Origin of the sequence: Brevundimonas staleyi (genome assembly GCF_041893865.1) — a bacterium.
Lineage (GTDB): Bacteria > Pseudomonadota > Alphaproteobacteria > Caulobacterales > Caulobacteraceae > Brevundimonas > Brevundimonas staleyi.
On the sequence record NZ_CP169082.1, the window covers coordinates 3,577,861 to 3,597,183 of the forward strand.

Genomic DNA, 19,323 nt, shown 5'->3' on the forward strand with positions numbered 1-19,323 from the left:
TGCGATGTACGAGACGCCCGAGCTGGAAGCCGAGACCTTCACCCGGACCAGCGCCATCCGCCTTTATCAGCCCGAGGATTTCGAGGGCATGCGGGTCGCCGGCCGTCTGGTGGCCGAGGCGCTGGACATGATCACCCCCTATGTCGTGCCCGGCGTGACGACCCAGGAGATCGACGACCGCATCCGCCAGTTCACCCTGGACCGCGGCGGCCTGCCCGCTTGCCTCGGCTACAAGGGCTACATGAAGACGGTCTGCACCTCGATCAATCACGTGGTCTGCCACGGGATTCCGGGTGACCGGGTGCTGAAGGACGGCGACATCGTCAACATCGACCACACCGTCATCGTCGACGGCTGGCACGGCGATTCCAGCCGCATGTATGCGGTCGGGAACATCAACGCCCGCGCCAAGAAGCTGGTCGACGTCACCTATGAGAGCCTGATGCTGGGGCTGGAGCAGGTGAAGCCGGGCAATACCTTCGGCGACATCGGCTTCGTCATCCAGCGCCACGTCGAGGCCGCCCGCATGTCGGTCGTGCGCGACTTCTGCGGCCACGGCATCGGCCGCCTGTTCCACGACAGCCCGAACGTCCTGCACTATGGGCGCAAGGGCGAGGGCGCGGTGCTGAAGCCCGGCATGTTCTTCACCATCGAGCCGATGGTGAACCTGGGCAAGCCGCATGTGAAGGTCCTCTCGGACGGCTGGACCGCCGTGACCCGCGACAAGTCCCTGTCCGCCCAGTGCGAGCACACGGTCGGCGTGACCGAGGACGGGGTGGAGATCTTCACCGCCAGCCCGGCCGGACTGTTCCGCCCGAACTGACGCCGGGCGCATCAAGGCGCTTGATCGGACCGCGTGCGCCGTTACCGTCAGGGTTGTGAGCGACGCCGCCGACAACCCTCAGAAGCCCCTGCCCCATCACGCGGGCCATCGCGAGCGTCTGCGTCACCGGGCGCGTTCCGCCGGCCTGACCCATCTGCCCGACTATGAACTGCTGGAGCTGTTCCTGTTCCGCAGCCAGCCGCAGGGGGATGTGAAGCCGATCGCCAAGGCGTTGTTGTCGCGGTTCGGATCGCTGGCGGCGGTGCTGGCCGCCTCGGTCGAGGACCTGATGACCGTCCGCACCGAGGACACCAAAGGCCGCACCAAGGCTATCGGGCCGGAGACGGCGCTGGATCTGGCCGCCCTGCACGAGGTGGCGCAGCGGGTAACGAAGGAAGAGGCGACCAAGCGTCAGGTCATCTCGTCGTGGTCGGCGCTCTTGGCCTATGTCCGCGTCGCCCTGCAGCACGAGCCGCGCGAGCAGTTCCGCGTCCTCTATCTCGACAAGAAGAACCAGCTGATCCTGGACGAAATCCAGAATCGCGGCACGGTCGATCATGCTCCGGTCTATCCGCGCGAGGTCGTGCGGCGGGGTCTCGAGGTCAGCGCCGCCGCCATGATCCTGGTCCACAACCACCCGTCCGGCGATCCCACGCCCAGCCGCGCCGACATCGACATGACGAAGCAGATCGTCCGCGCGGCCCAGTCGCTGGGCGTCGAGGTCCACGACCATCTGATCGTCGGCCGCGAAGGCGTGACCAGCTTCAAGCAACTGGGGCTGATGTGATGGCGTCGCGTCGGGACCTTCTGATCGGCGCCGGTTTGACGGCGGCGGCCCCTGCCCTTCCCTCTCCAGTATCGGCCGCCCGCGCCGAGGACGGCGGATCCGTGGCCGTGGTCTCGACCTGGGACTTCGGCGCGGCGGCCAACGCGGCGGCCTGGGACGCGCGGCGCGCGGGCGGCACGGCCGTGGACATGGTCGAGGCGGGGGCCAAGGTGGCCGAAGCCGATCCGACCAACCACTCCGTCGGATACGGCGGCTATCCCGACCGCGACGGCCACGTCACCCTGGACGCCGTCATCATGGATCAGGCGGGCAATGTCGGCGCCGTCTGCGCGCTGGAGGACGTGGTCCACGCCGTCTCGGTCGCCCGCGCCGTCATGGAGAAGACGCCCCACGTCATGCTGGTCGGCGAAGGCGCCCGGTCCTTCGCCGTCGATCAGGGTTTCGAGACGACAAACCTCCTGACGCCCGAGGCCGAGGCCGCCTGGCGCGAATGGCTGGTCACCGCCGACTATGCGCCCCGCGCCAACAGCGAGAACACCGACTGGCGCTCCACGCCCGGCAGCGCGGGCAACCACGACACCATCGGCATCCTGGCGGTGGACGCCGCCGGGCGGCTGGGCGGCGCCTGCACCACCTCGGGCATGGCCTTCAAGATGCGCGGCCGGGTCGGCGACAGCCCTCTGGCCGGGGCCGGCTTGTGGGTCGAGCCGGGCGTGGGTTCGGCCACCGCCACGGGGGTCGGCGAGGACGTGGTGCGGGTCGCCGGATCCCATTCGGTCGTAGAGGCCATGCGGGCGGGCGCGGCGCCGGTCGACGCCTGTCGTCAGGTGCTGGAGCGTCTGGTGCGCCTGCGCGGAACCGCCTTGGCGGGACATCAGGTGGCGTTTCTGGCCATGGACGTGCGCGGACAGGTCGGGGGCTACGCCCTGTTGCCCGGCTTCACCTATGCGGTGACGAATACGCTGGGACAGACACGGATCGAGCGCGCCGCCGCGATCTTCCCGGATCCGGCGTGAGCGGCCCCGTCCTGACGACCCCGCGCCTGACCCTGACGCCGGTCGGCCTGTCGGACTACGGCGACCTCTGCGCCCTGTGGCGGGACGAGGCCTTCACCCGGCACATCAGCGGACGGTCGCTGACCACGGAGGAGGTGTGGTTCCGGGTTCTGCGCGACATCGGCCACTGGGCGGCGATGGGGCGCGGCAACTGGTCGATGCGGCTGACGGAGACCGGCGCCTATGTCGGGTCGGTCGGGGTGCTGGACTATCACCGCGACGTCACCCCGCCGATGGACGCGCCGGAGCTCGGCTGGGGCATCGGCGGGGCCTTCCACGGCCAGGGTCTGGCCGGCGAGGGCGTGGCGGCGGCGCTGGACTGGGCGGATACGGTCCTGAAGGCGTCGCGCACCGTCTGCATGATCGGCCCGGGGAACCTGGCCTCGCTGAAGCTGGCGGGACGGCTGGGATACGTGCGCTACGCCGACGGGACCTACCACGGCGAGCCGACAATTCTGCACGAGCGAGTGGTCTAGCCCCTCTCCCCTTGCGGGAGAGGGAGCCGGCGCACGAGAGCGTAGCGATCGTCCTTGCGGCGGCGGGTGAGGGGTGAAACTCACTTCAGCCGGGCAAGCACCGGACGCATCTCGCCTGCTTCCTCGTACCCCTCATCCGTCGGGCTTCGCCCGCCACCTTCTCCCGCAAGGGGAGAAGGAAGTGTGGGGCATGCGCTAGCCTCACATTAAGCTTTACGCGGCATTCTCCACGCCATGCCCATGCCCGTCGAAACCCTGCACGCCTATCTGACCGAGGCCTTTCCGGACGCGGAGATCGCGATCGAGGACCTGGCGGGCGACGGCGATCACTACAAGGCGCGCATCGTCTCGACCGCCTTCGCCGGTATCCCGCGCGTCAAACAGCACCAACTCGTCTACGCCGCGCTGAAGGGTCATATGGGCGGCGCCCTGCACGCCCTGGCCCTCGAAACCTCCGCCCCTTCCACGACAGGCTGATCGCATGCGCTATCGCCCCTTCGGCGCGTCGGGCGCCGCCATCTCGACCCTGACGCTCAGCCTGGGCGTGAACAGCCTGGCGCGCGGCGTCGCGGCGGCCAACGACCTGATCTATTCGGCGCTGGAAGCAGGCATCAACTCGTACCGGCTGGAGACCGCCGACCCTGTGCTGGCCGAGGTCGTGGGCCAGGCCCTGTCGAACGTGGACAGGAAGCTTCTGAACGTCAGCCTGGAACTGGGCGCCGGCGACGGTCGCAAGGGCTCGGCTCGCGACTTCTCGGCCGAGGGCATGACCGGCGCCATCGACCGCTGCCTGCACGTCTCCGGCCTCGGCTGGATCGACGTCGCCCTGCTGGAAGAGCCCGGCGAGGATGAGCTGCCGCAATCCTCCCTGAACGCGCTCAAGGCCCTGCGCGCCACCCAGCGCGTCCGTTTCCTCGGCGTCTCGGGCGAGGGCGAGGTGATGGACGCCTATGTCTCGACCGGCGCTTTCGATGTTCTAGGCACGCCGTTCCACGTCAATGTCGACTGGAAGATCCGCTCGCGGGTCCGCGCCGCGCGCGAAAAGGACATGGCCATCCTGGCCTACGACTACTTCCCGGCCGAGCTCGACACCGAGAAGAAGACGATGGAGCTGAACCAGCCCAAGAAGGGCTTGTTCGGCTTCGGCAAGCCCAAGGCCGCGCCGGTCGCCCAGGCCAGCACCTTCGCCTTCCTGCACCGCACCCCCTACTGGAACGCCGAGGAGATCTGTCTGGCCCACGCCATGACCGACCCGGCCATCTCCAGCGTGCTGATCACCGCGCGCGACGCCGAGCGGCTGAACGCCCTGGCCTCGGTGCCCGAGCGCGACATGCCGCCAGGGCTGGCGGCCCAGATCGAGATGGCGCGCGTCGCGGCCTGATCGCCGCCTGAGCCTGCGACCGGACCGCGCGTCGCCCTTGACCCGCCGGGCCGCCGTCCCTAGCTGACGCCCTGAAACGAAAGGCGTCTCCCCGTGTCCGACCAAGTCATCGAAACCCCGGCCGATCCCGTCCACGCCTTCATCGCCCAGACGGTGGCCGATCACGACGTCGTCCTGTTCATGAAGGGCACGCCGGATGCGCCCCGCTGCGGCTTCTCCTCGCTCGCCGTCCAGATTCTGGACCATGTCGGCGCCCCGTTCGTCGGCGTGGACGTGCTGCAGGACGAGGCCCTGCGCGACGGCATCAAGTCCTTCACCGACTGGCCGACCATCCCCCAGCTCTATGTGAAGGGCGAGTTCGTGGGCGGTTCGGACATCGTGCGCGAGATGTTCCAGGCCGGCGAACTGACCGCCCTGATGGTCGAAAAAGGCGTTCCCCTCGGCGAGGAATAGGTCTTGGCCCGCCAGACCCTGACGCCGCGCGAGGACCGCGAGACCTTCGAGGTCCCGCTGGAAATCCGGCCCGAACACATCGACGCCAACGGCCACGTCAACAATGTGGTCTATGTCGGCTGGCTGCAGGACGCCGGCACCGCTCACTGGAACGCCCGCTTCGACGAGGCGACGCGCGCGAAATGGTCCTGGGTCGCCCTGCGCCACGAGATCGACTACCTGCGCGCCCTGATGCCCGACGACACGGCCGTGGCCCGGACCTGGGTGGGAGACCCTCAAGGACCGCGCTTCGCCCGCTATGTCCGCATCGAGGACGGTCAGGGCCGCCTGTGCGCCCAGGGCGTCTCGGAATGGTGCCTGGTCGACGCCCAGACCATGCGGCCGACCCGCATCCCCGCCGACATGCTGCCGACGTTCGAGCGGCGGTAGGGTTCCTCCGCACCGTCATCCTCGGACTTGATCCGAGGATCGGATTTTCCGTTGGCGAGATGATGAAGCGGCGCACCGCCGCCAGTGCGCCGCGTTGATTCAGAACCGGCTCTACGTCCGATCCTCGGATCAGGTCCGAGGATGACGGAGGGTGTGGTCAGGTCGTCGGGATGGTCGAGGGCAGCTGGTAGGGGTTGTTCACCGACACGCGCGAGCCGGGCGTCAGGCCCAGTTCCTCGAACGACCAGATGACCTCGACGCCGTCGGCGATCGGGGTCTCGCACACGTCCTGTTCGATGCGACGCAGGGTGATGGTCGAGGCGGCGCCCTCATGCGCCACGATGGGGAAGAGGTCCGACTTGTCGGTGCAGCCGTTGGACGAGACCCAGAAGACCGCCAGATCGCGCGTGATGGCGGCGGCGTGGATCGGCTCCACCTGACCCGGCATGGCGACCGCGCGCAGATCGGCGCTCTGCGGCAGCAGAGCACAGCCGGACGTCGCCAGAGCGACGGCCCCGATCAGAGCGAGCGTGCGGATGGCCCCCATGTCCCTAAATCCTGTTCAGCCGAGTCATGATCGCTCAAATCAGGCTTTTTCGCACCTGAATTTCGCGAAAGGCGCGATCACGAAACAGAAAAGGCCCCGGATGTCTCCGGGGCCTCTCCAGATATTCGTCGCGCTCAAGCAGTGAGCCAGAGCCTGTCCGCCGGCCGATCGAAGATCGGACCAGGGGGCGCGGCGAACGTTAGCGCCCTTACGAGCTGTAGTATTCGACGACCAGGTTCGGCTCCATCTTCACCGCGAACGGCACGTCGGCCAGTTCGGGGAAGCGGACGAAGCGGACCGAGAACCCACGGTCGCCCAGTTCCAGGTAGTCGGGGATGTCGCGTTCCGACGACTGCTGGGCTTCGAGCACCAGAGCCATGTTGCGGGACTTTTCCTTGACCTCGACGACGTCGCCGACGCGCAGGCGGTAGGAGGCGATGTTCACCTTCTTGCCGTTGACGGTGACGTGGCCGTGGTTGACGAACTGACGGGCGGCCCAGGGGGTCGGCACGAATTTGGCGCGGTAGACGGTGGCGTCCAGGCGGGCTTCCAGCAGACCGATCAGGATTTCCGAGGTGTTGCCCTTGCGGCGAGCGGCCTCGTCATAGGTCTTGCGGAACTGCTTCTCGGTCAGGTTGGCGTAGTAGCCCTTGAGCTTCTGCTTGGCCTTCAGCTGCAGGCCGAAGTCGGAAACCTTGGACTTGCGGCGCTGGCCGTGCTGGCCCGGACCGTAGGAACGCTTGTTGACCGGCGACTTCGAGCGACCCCACAGGTTTTCACCCATGGCCCGATCGATTTTGTACTTGGCGCTATGGCGCTTCGACATTCTGTTCTCTTCAAAAATGATGCGGCCCGGCCCCTCCGCGAATGGAGGGACGATCTCAACGGCGGTCCACGCATCGTCCGTAGTATCTTCGCGCCGCCGACAGGGTCGGTGACGTGAAGGCGGGGCTTATGCTTGCCCCGCCCGTCAGAGTCAACCGTCAGGCGGCCTGGGCCCGGCTGTCGGACAGGCCGACGTCGCGCGCCGGGCGACCCAGCAGATAGCCCTGGACCTCGTCGCAGCCCTGTTCGCGCAGGAAGGCCAGCTGTTCCTGGGTCTCCACACCCTCGGCGAGGATGGGGATCTCCAGGCTTTCGCCCAGGGCGAGGACGGCGCGGATGATGGCCTTGGACTGCGGCCCGCCGTCCAGCTCGGACATGAAGGTGCGGTCCAGCTTGATCTTGTCGAACGGGAAGGCGCGCAGCGTCGACAGGGACGAATAGCCCGTGCCGAAGTCGTCCATGGCCACCGACACGCCCAGAAGCTTCAACTGGCGCAGGATGTGGGTGGTCCGCTCCATGTCCGAGATCATGGCCGTTTCGGTGATCTCCAGCTCCAGACGATGCGGCGACAGGCCGGTCTCGATCAGAATCTGATGCACCATGCGCGGCAGATCGACGTGCGACAGCTGGATCGGCGACAGGTTGACCGCGATCCGATGCGGCTCGGGCCAGGAGGCGGCTTCGGCGCAGGCGCGGCGCAGGACCCATTCGCCGATGGGCAGGATCATGCCCGTCTCCTCGGCGATGGGGATGAAGTCCATCGGCGAGATGTAGGAGCCATCCGGCTGGCGCCAGCGCAATAGGGCCTCGTAACCCGTGACCTCGCCGGTCTCGACCGAGGCCTGGAGCTGGTAGTGCAGTTCGAAGCGATCGTTATCCAGGGCCTCGCGCAGCCCCAGGGTCACGCGACGGCGCTGGCGCACGGCCTCGTCCATCGCCTCTTCGTAGAAGCAGATGTCGGTCACTAGCGAGGCCTTGGCCCGGTACATGGCCAGGTCGGCGTTGTTGATCAGAACAGAGGGCTCGGACGCATCGTCGGGCCACAGGGCGATGCCGATGGCGGCGCCGCATTGCAGATCGGCGTGTTCGGCGGCCAGCGGCCGGACCATGGCCGCCCACAGGCGTTCGGCGGCGGCATGGGCCGCGTCGCGGTCGGCGGCCGGCACGATGGCCATGAACTCGTCGCCGCCCAGACGGGCCACGAACTCGGTCTCCAGGGCGGCGTCCTTCAGATTGCCCGCGACATGGACCAACAACTGGTCGCCCACGGCGTGGCCGTAGAGGTCGTTGACCTCCTTGAAGCGGTTCAGGTCGATGGCCAAGAGCGCGAAACCGCCCTCCCCCGTCGTGGCGGCGGTGCGATCCAGCTTCTCCAGGAAGGAGGCGCGGTTGGGCAGGCCGGTCAGGCTGTCGTTTCGCGCCAGATGGGCGATGCGACGTTCCTGGGCGATGCGCGAGCGCAGGTCCCGCACGGCGAAGATGCGGAAGGTCTGATCCGGTGTGGTTTCGATGCGGATGGCGACCTCGACCGGGATCGAGCCGTCGGCGGCGTTCAGCCGGCTCTGGACCAGGGCGCCGGACGGCATGGTCTCGACGTCCTCCATCCAGTCGGCGACGGGACGACCGACCAGGGCCGCGTCGGTCAGGCCGCACAGTTCGGCGAAGGCGCGGTTGGCCATGACGATCTTGCCGTCGGCCTCGACCAGCATGCCGTCGACGCTGCCCTCGATCAGGCCGGACAGGCTCTTTCTCGACTGGCGCTCGGACTGCTCCTCCAGCGCATAGCTGGCGACCGCCGTGCCCAGGATCAGGAAGCCGACCACCGACACGCCCAGCGCCATCAGGGTCTCGGCCTCGGTCAGGGTCCAGGCGCTGTCGGACGGGACCAGCGGCAGGACGGTCATCGCCCCCATGCCGGTGAAGTGCAGGCTGACGATGGTCAGGACCAGCAGCAGCGGCGTCAGGATGGGGCGAGGGCGCAGGGTGTTGGTCGCGCCGACGCTGAAGGCCACCGCCCCGCCGGCCACGGCCGCGATGACGGAGGCGGCCACATAGGTGGTGTCCCAGTAGACGAAGGCCTCGGCCGTGAAGGCCGCCATGCCGACGTAGTGCATCGCCGCGACGCCCAGGCCGAAGGTCGCGCCGCCCAGGGCCGGCGCCCAGGTCTTGCGCATCGCGCCCAGCGTCATGGCCAGGCCGCAACCGACCATGGCTACGATCAGGGAGACGCCGGTCAGCAGCGGCGCATAGGCGATCTCGACGCCCGGCGTGTAGGCCAGCATGGCGACGAAGTGCGTGCACCAGATGGTCGCGCCCCCGGCCACGGCGCCCAGGAAGATCCAGGGCAGGCGATCGCTCGCGGCGCCCTTGCGCATCCGCGCGAACAGCCGGCTCATGACGACGGACCCGGCCACGCAGATCAGCGCGGCCAGGCCGACGAGCCATAGATTATGGTCCTGCGTGAGGCAGTCGAGAACGCGCATGGAGAGGCGAGGCCCTGGGGGAGAGGGGTTCAGCCCGCCGCCTCTAAGCCGTCTCGGTTAACCCCTCCGTCAACGGAGACGGTGAACGCCGCGTCAACCTTTCAGGGCGCGGTCGCGGCGACCTCCGGAACCCAGACGAAGCCGTCCGCCTGACGCCGGAAGGTCCCCAGCCCCGGGAAGGGAAAGTGGACGCCGTAGGTCCGCAGGGACTGGGTCGCCCCACGGCCCAGAAGGGCGAACCGGGTCGCGATGGCCGCGTCGGAATCGTTGTCCCAGGCATTCACGAAGTCCGGCCGCTCCACCGAGATGACCGAACTGTGCAGGGCGTCGCCGAAATAGAGCAGCCGATCCTGGCCGGACACGATCTCATAGCCGGTGTGGCCCGGCGTGTGGCCTTGCAGGGCGACGGCGGTGATCGAGGGCGTGATCTGGGCGCCCGGTTCGAAGGTCTGGACCTTGGGCGCGATGACGGGGACCAGGGTCGCCAGTTCGCCGTTGGCCTGAACCGCCGCCCATTCGGCCGTGCTCATGCGGATCGCGGCGTTGGGGAAGGCCAGGGCCTCGTTCTGGACCAGACCGCCCAGATGGTCGCCGTGACCGTGCGAGATCAGGATGTCGGTGACCTGGGCCGGCTGGACGCCCGCCGCCGCCAGCGAGGCCGGCAGCTTGTTGGCCGTGCCCATGGCGCCGCCCGCGCCGGTGTCGATCAGCACGACCTTATTGTCGCCCCGGATCAGCAGGGGCTGGACAGACAGGTGGATCTTGGGATCGCCGGTCTTGCGCAGCACCTCGGCCACGCCGGCGGTGTCGGCCCAGGGGCTTTGACCCGCGACGTTCTCCAGAACGATATCGCCGTCCTTCAGGGCGGCCGCGTGCAGGGCGCCGATGGTGAAGGGATGGACGTCGGCGCTGGCGGCCGTGGGCGAGGTCGCGGCGGCGGCCGGAGCCTCGGTCTTTTCGGCGGGCCTCTGGCATCCGGCGACGATCATGCCGGACAGGATCAGGGCGGCGGCGAGCTTGAACTGGGTCGTCATGGAATCCCCGGGGAGAGAGAACAGCACAGCTCAGATAGGTCGGCGCGTCGAGAACGCCAGTCCGGGCCGTCGTCCGACCCGAACGAAAAAGGCCCCGGATCGCTCCGGGGCCTTCATCATCGTCTGATCGTCGATCAGGCCGTGGCGGCGGCGAACAGTGCGTTGGCCTTGTTCCAGTTCACCACGGTCCAGAAGGCCTTCAGGTATTCCGGACGGCGGTTCTGGTATTTCAGGTAGTAGGCGTGTTCCCAGACGTCGGCGCCCAGGACGACGGCGCCCTTCTGTTCGGCGACGTCCATCAGGGGGTTGTCCTGGTTGGGGGTCGAGGTGACCTTCAGCTTGCCGTCCTGGACGATCAGCCAGGCCCAGCCCGAGCCGAACTGGCCGGCGCCGGCGGCGTTGAAGTCTTCCTTGAACTTGTCGAGACCGCCCAGGTCGCGGTCGATCGCGGCGGCCAGTTCGGCCGAGGGCTCGCCGCCCTGACCGGCCGGGGCCAGCAGTTCCCAGAACAGGGCGTGGTTCCAGTGACCGCCGCCGTTGTTGCGGACGGCCTTGGGCGCCGTCGAGATCGCGGCGAACAGGTCTTCCAGCGACTTGCCCTGCAGCGAGGCGTCGGCGTCGACGGCCTTGTTCAGATTGTCGACATAGGCCTGGTGGTGCTTGTCGTGGTGGAAGGTCATCGTCTCCTGATCGATGGCGGGCTCCAGCGCGTCATAGGCGTAGGGCAGCGGCGGCAGGGTGAAGGCCATGGATGAGGCTCCTTGTGGTCGATGAAAGTCCGTAACGCGCATGTAGGCGTTTCGGGCGCGGACGCCAAAGGCCACGCTTGAAGGTTTGCGACTTTTTCAGCCGTTCACCTTCCCTTAAGCATCTTTTCCGGGAACGCGATCTTTCCACAACCCTTGATGGTCTCAAGGAAGGGAGAGACGCCCATGGGCCAACTGTTGAACTACACGCCGCCGAAGCTGAGCCAGCACGCGATCGACGCCCTGTGCCAGGAGTTGATCGACGCCGCCGAATTCATGGCCGACGAACAGATTCTGTGCGTCGCCGACGCCCTGCACGACACCCTGCGCCATCGGAAACAGTTGCGCTCCAAAATCCATCAGCGGGTCGAGGAACGGCTGTGCTCCGGCGGAGGCCCGGCCTTCCCCTTCTAGGCGGGCAGGTTCGCCTTCAGACAGTCGCGCACCGCCCGCTTGTGGCTTCCCGGCGTGTTGAGGAAGTCCGCGCCGTCCGATTCCAGCACCACCTTCACCGCAGCGTCGAGCCCCGACGGCAGGGCCGCGATCACCCTCTTCTGCGCCTTGTCGTGCAGGCAGTGACCCAGCTCGGAGCACAGGGCCGCGAACAGGTCGTCATAGACGTCGTCGGTCATCGCTTTAGTCTTTCGGCATGGAAGGCGACATGGTCGGCGATGAAACTGGCCATGAAGAAGTAGGAGTGGTCGTAGCCCGGCTGCATCCGCAGGGTCACTTTCTGCCCCGCCGTCTCGCCCGCCGCCGTCAGCAGTTCGGGCTTCAGCTGTTCGACGAGGAACCCATCCGCGTCGCCCTGGTCGATCAGGATGTCGTCGAAATGCCCCTTCGCCGCGCCGCCTTCGATCAGCAGGGCGGCGTCATGCTTCGCCCATTCCGCGCGGTCGGCGCCGAGATAGGCGGTGAAGGCCTTCTCGCCCCAGGGGCAGCGGGTCGGCGAGGCGATCGGCGCGAAGGCCGAGACCGAGCGGAACAGCTCCGGATGACGCAGGGCCAGGGTCAGGGCGCCATGGCCGCCCATCGAGTGGCCGCTGATGGAGCGCGCACCGGTCGTCGGGAACTCGGCGTCGATCAGGGCGATCAACTCCTCGACGACATAGGTCTCCATGCGGAAGTGCGGCGCCCAGGGCCCTTGCGTCGCATCGACGTAGAAGCCCGCGCCCTGCCCCAGATCATAGGCCGGATCGTCGGCCACGCCTTCGCCGCGCGGAGAGGTGTCGGGCGCGACGATGATGACGCCATGCTCGGCCGCCGCCCGGTAGGCCCCGGCCTTGGTGGTGAAATTGTCCTCGGTGCAGGTCAGGCCCGACAGCCAGATCAGCACCGGAAACGGCCCCTCCCCCGCCGGCGTGAACACCGACAGGGTCATGGACGTGCCGGTCGAGACGCTGTCGTGCCGGAGGTACTTCAGCGTCCCGCCGTGAACCTGGTGCTGCTTCAAAACGTCCATCTCAAACTCCGCTCATCCCCGCGAAAGCGGGGACCCAGTTCTGTGGGCGCTCGGATCCAACCTCTTCGCCACGACAATTGATCCCGCGCGCCTGTGCCTCATGAAAGCACTGGGTCCCCGCTTTCGCGGGGATGAGCGGAAGATGGGATCACCCCACCCGGTGCAGGGCGCAGATCTTGTTGCCGTCGGGATCGCGCAGATAGGCCAGGTTCAGGACGCCGAACGGGCCCTGGCGCTCGCCGGGCGGGTCCTCGATGGAACGACCGCCGGCGGCGACGCCCGCGTCGTGGAAGGCCTTCACCGCGTCCGCGTCCTTGGCGAAGAAGCCGATGGTGCCGCCGTTGGCGTGGCAGGCAGGCTCACCGTCGATGGGCTTGCCGATCGCGAAGGCGCCGCGATCGGTCCGCCACCAGTAGCGGCCCTTGGGATCCGGTCCGCTGGACGCCGGAATGCCGAGCGCGCCCAGCGCCGCGTCATAGAATTTCCGCGACGCCTCGACGTCGTTGGCCCCCACGGTCAGGTGCGTGAACATGTGTTTCCTCCATTTCTGCGTCCTGTGTCGGACCTATTTGGCGTCAATCAACGTAGCGAGGTCGACAGATAGCCCCGTCTCGGCATCGGTCCAGGCCAGATTTTCCAGACCATCTTCTTGGAAATAGCGCAGCGCATCTTCGAGCGTCGCTTCCCAATAGTCCTTGCTGGAAAAAACAGCGCCGTCCTCATCGAGAGTTTCGATCAGCACACTCCAATCTCCAGCTTCCCCACAGATGGTGAAGCGTTGACGAGAGGGCTCGGACCTCTCGGCGATGAAATGATGCTTGGGATCCTTCGGCTCCGCCCACGTCACCGCGGCACCAAGTTCAGCTTCGCTGAGTTCGGGGAAGCGCTCACGGATTTGGGCTGCGTATATGCCCGGCTGGCTCCAATAGGCTTGCACCTCGGCTATCGTCAGATCGGTTCCCTCGACATGAGGCGCACCGCCAAATTTCTCCGGAATACTCACGATTGATCGGGCCATGCGTCGATCGCCGGCTAGAACACCACCACCGAGCGGATGCTCTTGCCTTCGTGCATCAGGTCGAAGGCCTCGTTGATGCGTTCCAGCGGCAGGGTGTGGGTGATCATCGGGTCGATCTCGATCTTGCCGTCCATGTACCAGTCGACGATCTTGGGTGTATCGGTCCGGCCGCGCGCGCCGCCGAAGGCCGAGCCGCGCCAGACGCGGCCGGTGACCAGCTGGAACGGGCGGGTGGCGATCTCCTTGCCGGCCTCGGCCACGCCGATGACGATGCTCTCGCCCCAGCCGCGATGGCAGGCCTCCAGAGCCTGACGCATGACCACGGTGTTGCCGGTGCAGTCGAAGGTGTAGTCCGCCCCGCCGCCGGTCAGCTCGACCAGATGGGCCACGACGTCACTGACGGTCTTCGGATTGACGAAGTGGGTCATGCCGAAGCGAAGGCCCCACTCTTCCTTGTCGTCGTTGATGTCCACGCCGACGATCATGTCGGCCCCGACCATCTTCAGCCCCTGGATGACGTTCAGACCGATGCCGCCCAGGCCGAAAACGACGCAGTTGGCGCCCGGCTCGACCTTGGCCGTGTTGACCACCGCGCCCACGCCCGTCGTGACGCCGCAGCCGACGTAGCAGGCCTTGTCGAAGGGGGCGTCCTTGCGGATCTTCGCCACCGCGATCTCGGGCAGGACGGTGTAGTTCGAGAAGGTCGAGCAGCCCATGTAGTGGGCGATGGCCTGACCCTTGTAGCTGAAGCGCGATGTGCCGTCGGGCATCAACCCCTTGCCCTGCGTCGCGCGGATCGAGGTGCAGAGGTTGGTCTTGCGGCTGAGGCACGACTTACACTGGCGGCATTCCGGCGTGTACAGCGGGATGACGTGATCGCCGACCTCGACCGAGGTCACGCCCGGTCCGACCTCGACCACGACGCCCGCGCCCTCGTGGCCCAGGATCGAGGGGAAGATGCCCTCGCTATCCAGACCGTCCAGCGTATAGGCGTCGGTGTGACAGATGCCGGTCGCCTTGATCTCGATCAGCACCTCTCCGGCGCGCGGCCCTTCCAGATCGACCTCGACGATCTCCAGCGGACGTTTGGCCTCGAAGGCGACGGCGGCGCGGGTTTTCATGGGGGAGGATCCTTTCGCTTGAGTCGAAAGGGTTCTAGCGGGCATCCCCTGGCTTCGCCATTGCCACGCGCACCTGGATCGCACACCTTCGCCCCGATGAGCCGGTTCGACAGGGACAGCACCTATCTGATCGTCCGCAGATGGATCGACCACGACATCGCTCATCGTTATCGGGCGCCCTCGGTTCAGGTCAGCGGCTTGTTGACCGGGTTGCTGGTCATGATCCTTCTGCTCGCCGAAGGGTGGCTGTTGCGGCTGGCCATATTTCCGTTGCTGCTGGTCAGTTCGGCCTGGACCGGCTTCGTTTTCTGGCGGGTCTCGCGGATCACACGCGCTTTAACGATCAAGGGTGACCGCCAATACGATCAGAAGGGCAAGTTCATGCTGCCGCCGGAGTACGCGAACAGCGAAAGCACCACGGCCGCGGAGCGTCGCAAACGCCGACGTTCCAGACGCTAGAAACCGTCACGCTTGAAGGCGATGACAGGGACATGATCCATCGCAACCTCGTCGTCCTGACCGGCGCCGGCATCTCGGCCGAGAGCGGCGTGCCGACCTTCCGCGGCGCAGACGGTCTGTGGGAGGGGCATCGGTTCGAGGACGTGGCGACGCCCGAGGCCTTCGCCCGCGACCCGGCCCTGGTCCAGCGCTTCTACAATCTGCGTCGCGCTGCCCTCTCGACCGTCCAGCCCAACGCCGCCCACCATGCCCTGGCCCAGCTGGCGGCGGAGTGGGAGGGCGACTTCCTGCTGGTGACCCAGAACGTCGACGACCTGCACGACCGGGCCTTGGCCGAGGTCCAGCCCGGCTTCGGATTCGAGCTGATCCACATGCACGGCGAACTGCTGAAGGGGCGCTGCACGGCGTCGGGCGTCGTCTCCGACTGGCCCGGCGACATGGCGGTGGACGAACCCTCCCCCGATCATCCGGAGGGCCGGATGCGCCCGCACATCGTCTGGTTCGGCGAGATGCCCTTGGCCATGCACCGGATCGAGAAGGCGCTGTCGAAATGCGACCTGTTCGTCTCCATCGGCACCTCCGGCGCCGTCTACCCGGCGGCGGGCTTCGTGCGCGAGGCGCGGCTCTACGGGGCGCGGACGGTGGAGATCAATCTGGAGCCCAGCCTTGGCGCCACCTCGTTCGAGGAGCATATCCACGGCCCGGCGACCGAGACCGTCCCGACCTTCGTCGAGCGGCTGCTGAACGGCTTGGCTTGAGAACTCCGTTCGGCCACGATCGCCGCATGACGGTCAACGAAATCCTCGCCCACCTGAAGACCCGCCCCTTGGCCGTGGCCGGCGTCGTGGCCGCCAATCTGATCCCGGTCTTCGGCGTGATCTTCCTGGGCTGGGACGCGGTGCAGATCCTGATCCTCTACTGGGCCGAGAACGTCCTGCTGGGGCTCCTGACGATCCCGCGACTGCTGGTGGCGAGCCGGGACAAACCGGGCGCCGCCCTGTTCCTGGCAGGCTTCTTCACCGTTCACTATGGCCTGTTCTGTCTGGCGCACCTGTTCTTCGCGATGCTGCTGATCAGCGACGTCGTGGATCAGGGCGGGACCATGATCGGCGCCTTCCTGGCCATCGTCCGACAAGCCAGCTTCCAGTGGGCGGTCGTCGCCCTCGCCGTGCTGAACCTGGCGACCCAGATCCGCGAATGGTGGTGGCCCGGCAAGTGGCGCGGAGCCGACCCGAAGACGGAGATGTTCAAACCCTATGGTCGGATCTTCGTCCTTCACCTGACCGTGCTGATCGGCGCGGGCCTGGTCCTGAGCCTCGGCGGACCGGCGGGCGCGGTGCTGATCCTCTGCCTGATGAAGGCGGCGCTGGAGCTGGGCCTCGTGGCGTTCGGCTCGGTCCCGCGCACGGACGCCGAGCCGGCCTAGGGTCCAGACTCATAACCACCAGACGATGATGGCCGCGAGGGCGACGGCGGCTGCGTATGTGCAGGCGAGCTTGTCGTATCGAGTGGCGACGCGGCGGAAGTCCTTGATACGGCAGAAGGCGCGCTCGACGAGGTTCCTTCGCTTGTAAGGCTCGGGGTCGAAGGGGTGCAGTCGCTTGCGATAAGGCGCGTTGGGGATGACCGGGGTCGTGCCTCGCGCCCGCAGCAGGCGTCTCAGGACGTCGCTGTCGTAGGCCCGGTCGGCGGCGAGGGTCGCTGACGCGGGCGCGGCCTGGATCAGGTCGGCCGCGACCGGTGCGTCGCCGCGCTGGCCGGGCGTGATCATGAAGGCGACGAGCCGCCCCAATCCATCGACCAGGGCGTGCAGCTTGGTGGTCGGCCCGCCGCGCGAGCGACCTATGCCGTTGGCCGAAGCCCCCCCTTTCCGCCCGTCGCCGAGCGGTGAGCCTTGGCCCAACGGACCCAGCGATTGTAGAGCGTCTTGCGAGGGCCGTAGATCGGCGGCGCATCGATCCAGCGCCCGCCGCTGATCAGCACATGAACGATTCCCGAGATCACCCGTCGATCATCGACCCGGGGCACGCCACGAGGCTTGCTCGGCAGAAACGGCCGAAGCCGCTCGAACTGAGCATCCGTCAACCAGAACTCTGAAGCCATGTTCGTCCTCCTGCCTCAAAGCAGGGAATCACGCTTCGCCCGATCTGGGAATCCCGCTTATGGGTCTGGACCCTAGTCCTTCTTCGCCTGTTCGCGCGCCAATCGTTCCAGCACCCGACCGCGCCCCTTCGACAGGGCGGTGATCACGCCCCGGAAGGTGGCGACCTCCTGCTCGGTGAAGCCCGACCGCCCCAGCATGACCCGCAGGTTCTGGCTCATCGAGCGGAACTTCTCCGGCGGATGGAAGAAGCCCGCCGCGTCCAGTTCGCGCTCCAGATGCTCGTACATGCCGAGCTGGAGGTCGCCGGACGCCGGCGCCTCGGCCTCGCGGAAGTTCGGCGGCGGGGCGTCCAGGACCAGGGTCCGCCACTCATAGGCGTTGATCGCCACCGCCTGGGCCAGGTTCAGGCTCTGGTGGCGCGGGTCGATGGGGATGGTGGTGATGCCGTGGCAGAGCGCGATGTCGGTCGTCTCCAGCCCGGCCCGCTCGGCCCCGAACAGCAGGCCGACCCTCAGGCCCGAGGCCGTGTCGTCATAGAGAACCCGCGCCGACTCGCGCGGGGTCCGGACCGGCTGGCGCGTCTCGCGCGGCCGGGCCGTGGTGGCGAAGACGGTGTTCAGGTCGGCGATGGCGGCGGCCACCGTGTCGAACACTTCGACCCCGTCCAGCACCCAGTCGGCGCCCGACGCCGTGGCCCAGGCCCGCTCCTGCGGCCAGCCGTCGCGCGGCGCGACGAGCCTCAGCTTGTCGAGGCCGAAGTTCGCCATCACCCGCGCCACCGCGCCGATGTTCTCGGCCATCTGCGACCGGTCGAGGATGACGACGGGGGGAACGGGAGCTGTCATCGCGGCTCTGTATCCCTTCTCCCCTCGGGGGAGAAGGTGGCCGCGAAGCGGACGGATGAGGGGTACGAGGATGCAGACGAGATAGGCGGACCAGACGGCTCATTGGCGAGACCGTCTTTCACCCCTCATCCGACCTCGCTGCGTTCGGCCACCTTCTCCCGCAAGGGGAGAAGGAAAGCAGCTCAGTCCTCGCCGACCATCGACGCCCAAGGATCGGCCGTGCCGGCCTCGACCTCGGCGACCTTCACCGCCGGCCAGCCGATCGACGCCGCGCCCGCCTCGCGCCAGGCCATCGTGATCCAGTCGCGCAGCTCGGCCGCGCCGGCCGCCAGACGGGCCGTGGCGAACTCGGCGCCCGAGGTCAGGACCGCGCCTTCCGCGTTCGCGGCGAAGGCTCCGGTCTTCTCCAGACGATAGAAGGGCACGACCTGGGCCAGGGTGCCGTTCAGATAGGAGGCCATGCGGGCGCGCATCTCGAACCCGTCCAGGTTCGTGGCGGGCATGGCGGCCTCGACGGCGTCCAGACGCATGTTGCGGCGGATGAAGGCCCCTTCGAAGGCGCCGTGCGTCTGGCGCGAGTTGGTGAAGCCTTCCGGGTTCGGATAGTCGCCCCAGCCGTTGTAGTGGATCGACATGTGGTGCGGCTGCGAGCCGTCGCCGATGTAGTGCGACAGATAGCCGATATCGCGCAGGATCAGGGCCTCGCGGCGCAGGCGGTCCTCGCGATACCAGGCGCGCTTGCCCGCATCGGTCTCGCGGGCCTCGGCCGCGTTCAACACGCGCCAGGTGGCGAAGTCGCGGGCCAGATGCTGATAGGCGTCCATGATCGCATAGGGCAGGTAGCCGGCGTCATTGACCTCGATGCCCGCGGCCAGAAGCTGGGCGTCGTATTCGCTCTTCAGCGTGGGCAAGTTGGACAGGGTCGGGCCGTTGGAGTTCATGACATGGCCCTCGTCGTCCAGATCAACGAAGTGGGCGGTGTCGCGCTCGCGGTCGTGCGGCTGGCCGGCGCCCTTGGTGCGGTCGGGCTCGCGCGACAGTTCTCCGACCTCGGCGGCCGCGCCCGGATCGCGCAGGAAGGCGGGCAGTTCGTCCGGCAGGGCGCGCATGGCGGCGACGCCGACGAAGCGGTGGCCGGTCGATCCCCAGGCGTCGACCTGGGTGGCGGTGAAGATCCCGCCCGCTCCGACGATCAGGGCGGCGGCGGCGACGAGTGCGATACGCTTCATGGCGGGGGCTCCGGCTGCGGTTCCGTCCGCCTAGATCGGGGCGGGC

At 67.6% G+C, this 19,323-nt stretch carries 24 protein-coding genes and 1 pseudogene; 12 read left to right on the plus strand and 13 right to left on the minus strand.

What is annotated here, in order from left to right; all coding sequences use genetic code 11:
- The first annotated feature begins 4 nt into the window (after positions 1 to 4).
- From map to ACETK8_RS17975, 8 genes are all read left to right on the plus strand, one after another.
- Positions 5 to 823: a type I methionyl aminopeptidase gene (gene map / locus ACETK8_RS17940; protein ID WP_374037183.1), complete on the plus strand. Its 819-nt coding sequence runs from the start codon at positions 5 to 7 to the stop codon at positions 821 to 823.
- A 55-nt stretch (positions 824 to 878) separates the two neighbouring features.
- Positions 879 to 1,610 (plus strand): RadC family protein, encoded by a 732-nt coding sequence (radC, locus tag ACETK8_RS17945; RefSeq protein WP_374037184.1) that lies wholly within the window; start codon positions 879 to 881, stop codon positions 1,608 to 1,610.
- Positions 1,610 to 2,626 (plus strand): N(4)-(beta-N-acetylglucosaminyl)-L-asparaginase, encoded by a 1,017-nt coding sequence (locus tag ACETK8_RS17950; protein ID WP_374037185.1) that lies wholly within the window; start codon positions 1,610 to 1,612, stop codon positions 2,624 to 2,626. The genes radC and ACETK8_RS17950 overlap by 1 nt, the downstream gene beginning before the upstream one ends.
- Complete coding sequence (locus tag ACETK8_RS17955) at positions 2,623 to 3,141, plus strand: GNAT family N-acetyltransferase (protein WP_374037186.1); 519 nt, start codon at positions 2,623 to 2,625, stop codon at positions 3,139 to 3,141. The genes ACETK8_RS17950 and ACETK8_RS17955 overlap by 4 nt, the downstream gene beginning before the upstream one ends.
- Before the next feature lie 234 nt (positions 3,142 to 3,375).
- Positions 3,376 to 3,618, plus strand: coding sequence for a BolA/IbaG family iron-sulfur metabolism protein (locus ACETK8_RS17960; protein WP_374037187.1), 243 nt, complete (start codon positions 3,376 to 3,378; stop codon positions 3,616 to 3,618).
- A gap of 4 nt (positions 3,619 to 3,622) precedes the next feature.
- Positions 3,623 to 4,522, plus strand: a complete 900-nt coding sequence (locus ACETK8_RS17965; protein WP_374037188.1) for an oxidoreductase — start codon at positions 3,623 to 3,625, stop codon at positions 4,520 to 4,522.
- Between the two features lie 93 nt (positions 4,523 to 4,615).
- Positions 4,616 to 4,975, plus strand: coding sequence for a Grx4 family monothiol glutaredoxin (gene grxD, locus ACETK8_RS17970; RefSeq protein WP_374037189.1), 360 nt, complete (start codon positions 4,616 to 4,618; stop codon positions 4,973 to 4,975).
- Positions 4,976 to 4,978: 3 nt separating this feature from the next.
- Positions 4,979 to 5,404, plus strand: coding sequence for an acyl-CoA thioesterase (locus ACETK8_RS17975; RefSeq protein WP_374037190.1), 426 nt, complete (start codon positions 4,979 to 4,981; stop codon positions 5,402 to 5,404).
- Between the two features lie 157 nt (positions 5,405 to 5,561).
- On the opposite strand, the gene ACETK8_RS17980 is transcribed toward ACETK8_RS17975, so the two are convergent.
- The 5 genes from ACETK8_RS17980 to ACETK8_RS18000 form a co-directional block, all read right to left on the minus strand.
- Positions 5,562 to 5,951, minus strand: coding sequence for a hypothetical protein (locus tag ACETK8_RS17980; protein ID WP_374037191.1), 390 nt, complete (start codon positions 5,949 to 5,951; stop codon positions 5,562 to 5,564).
- 208 nt (positions 5,952 to 6,159) lie between these two features.
- Positions 6,160 to 6,777 (minus strand): 30S ribosomal protein S4, encoded by a 618-nt coding sequence (gene rpsD, locus ACETK8_RS17985; RefSeq protein ID WP_374037192.1) that lies wholly within the window; start codon positions 6,775 to 6,777, stop codon positions 6,160 to 6,162.
- 157 nt (positions 6,778 to 6,934) lie between these two features.
- Complete coding sequence (locus tag ACETK8_RS17990; protein WP_374037193.1) at positions 6,935 to 9,259, minus strand: bifunctional diguanylate cyclase/phosphodiesterase; 2,325 nt, start codon at positions 9,257 to 9,259, stop codon at positions 6,935 to 6,937.
- A gap of 101 nt (positions 9,260 to 9,360) precedes the next feature.
- Positions 9,361 to 10,293, minus strand: coding sequence for an MBL fold metallo-hydrolase (locus tag ACETK8_RS17995; RefSeq protein WP_374037194.1), 933 nt, complete (start codon positions 10,291 to 10,293; stop codon positions 9,361 to 9,363).
- A gap of 134 nt (positions 10,294 to 10,427) precedes the next feature.
- Complete coding sequence (locus tag ACETK8_RS18000; RefSeq protein WP_374037195.1) at positions 10,428 to 11,042, minus strand: superoxide dismutase; 615 nt, start codon at positions 11,040 to 11,042, stop codon at positions 10,428 to 10,430.
- Between the two features lie 183 nt (positions 11,043 to 11,225).
- Here ACETK8_RS18000 and ACETK8_RS18005 point away from each other — a divergent pair, with 183 nt between their 5' ends.
- Positions 11,226 to 11,453: a hypothetical protein gene (locus ACETK8_RS18005; RefSeq protein ID WP_374037196.1), complete on the plus strand. Its 228-nt coding sequence runs from the start codon at positions 11,226 to 11,228 to the stop codon at positions 11,451 to 11,453.
- Here the strand turns inward: ACETK8_RS18005 and ACETK8_RS18010 are convergent.
- The 5 genes from ACETK8_RS18010 to ACETK8_RS18030 form a co-directional block, all read right to left on the minus strand.
- Positions 11,450 to 11,671 (minus strand): hypothetical protein, encoded by a 222-nt coding sequence (locus ACETK8_RS18010; protein WP_374037197.1) that lies wholly within the window; start codon positions 11,669 to 11,671, stop codon positions 11,450 to 11,452. The genes ACETK8_RS18005 and ACETK8_RS18010 overlap by 4 nt on opposite strands.
- On the minus strand, positions 11,668 to 12,501 hold the full coding sequence (gene fghA / locus ACETK8_RS18015; protein WP_374037198.1) for an S-formylglutathione hydrolase: 834 nt from the start codon (positions 12,499 to 12,501) through the stop codon (positions 11,668 to 11,670). The genes ACETK8_RS18010 and fghA overlap by 4 nt, the downstream gene beginning before the upstream one ends.
- Before the next feature lie 148 nt (positions 12,502 to 12,649).
- On the minus strand, positions 12,650 to 13,033 hold the full coding sequence (locus ACETK8_RS18020) for a VOC family protein (protein ID WP_374037199.1): 384 nt from the start codon (positions 13,031 to 13,033) through the stop codon (positions 12,650 to 12,652).
- Positions 13,034 to 13,066: 33 nt separating this feature from the next.
- On the minus strand, positions 13,067 to 13,519 hold the full coding sequence (locus ACETK8_RS18025; RefSeq protein ID WP_374037200.1) for a DUF433 domain-containing protein: 453 nt from the start codon (positions 13,517 to 13,519) through the stop codon (positions 13,067 to 13,069).
- A gap of 14 nt (positions 13,520 to 13,533) precedes the next feature.
- A complete protein-coding gene (locus ACETK8_RS18030) occupies positions 13,534 to 14,640 on the minus strand; it encodes an S-(hydroxymethyl)glutathione dehydrogenase/class III alcohol dehydrogenase (RefSeq protein WP_374037201.1) in 1,107 nt (368 codons plus the stop codon).
- A 96-nt stretch (positions 14,641 to 14,736) separates the two neighbouring features.
- Between ACETK8_RS18030 and ACETK8_RS18035 the strand changes: the two genes are divergently transcribed.
- Genes ACETK8_RS18035 through ACETK8_RS18045 form a run of 3 tightly spaced genes read left to right on the plus strand, consistent with a single transcriptional unit; the run spans position 14,737 to position 16,525 of the window.
- Positions 14,737 to 15,099 (plus strand): hypothetical protein, encoded by a 363-nt coding sequence (locus tag ACETK8_RS18035; RefSeq protein ID WP_374037202.1) that lies wholly within the window; start codon positions 14,737 to 14,739, stop codon positions 15,097 to 15,099.
- Positions 15,100 to 15,131: 32 nt separating this feature from the next.
- Entirely contained in the window at positions 15,132 to 15,857 is a 726-nt protein-coding gene (locus ACETK8_RS18040; RefSeq protein WP_374037203.1) for an NAD-dependent deacylase, read from the plus strand.
- A 26-nt stretch (positions 15,858 to 15,883) separates the two neighbouring features.
- Entirely contained in the window at positions 15,884 to 16,525 is a 642-nt protein-coding gene (locus tag ACETK8_RS18045; protein WP_374037204.1) for a DUF6498-containing protein, read from the plus strand.
- 9 nt (positions 16,526 to 16,534) lie between these two features.
- Here ACETK8_RS18045 and ACETK8_RS18050 read toward each other — a convergent pair.
- The 3 genes and pseudogenes from ACETK8_RS18050 to ACETK8_RS18060 all read right to left on the minus strand — a co-directional run bounded on the left by ACETK8_RS18050 (position 16,535) and on the right by ACETK8_RS18060 (position 19,277).
- Positions 16,535 to 17,202 (minus strand): annotated as a pseudogene (locus ACETK8_RS18050) (IS5 family transposase).
- Between the two features lie 72 nt (positions 17,203 to 17,274).
- Positions 17,275 to 18,048, minus strand: coding sequence for an RNA methyltransferase (locus ACETK8_RS18055; protein WP_374037205.1), 774 nt, complete (start codon positions 18,046 to 18,048; stop codon positions 17,275 to 17,277).
- Between the two features lie 182 nt (positions 18,049 to 18,230).
- The gene (locus ACETK8_RS18060) at positions 18,231 to 19,277 is read right to left on the minus strand and encodes a S1/P1 Nuclease (RefSeq protein WP_374037206.1); all 1,047 of its coding nucleotides are present in this window, start codon (positions 19,275 to 19,277) and stop codon (positions 18,231 to 18,233) included.
- Between the last annotated feature and the right edge of the window lie 46 nt (positions 19,278 to 19,323).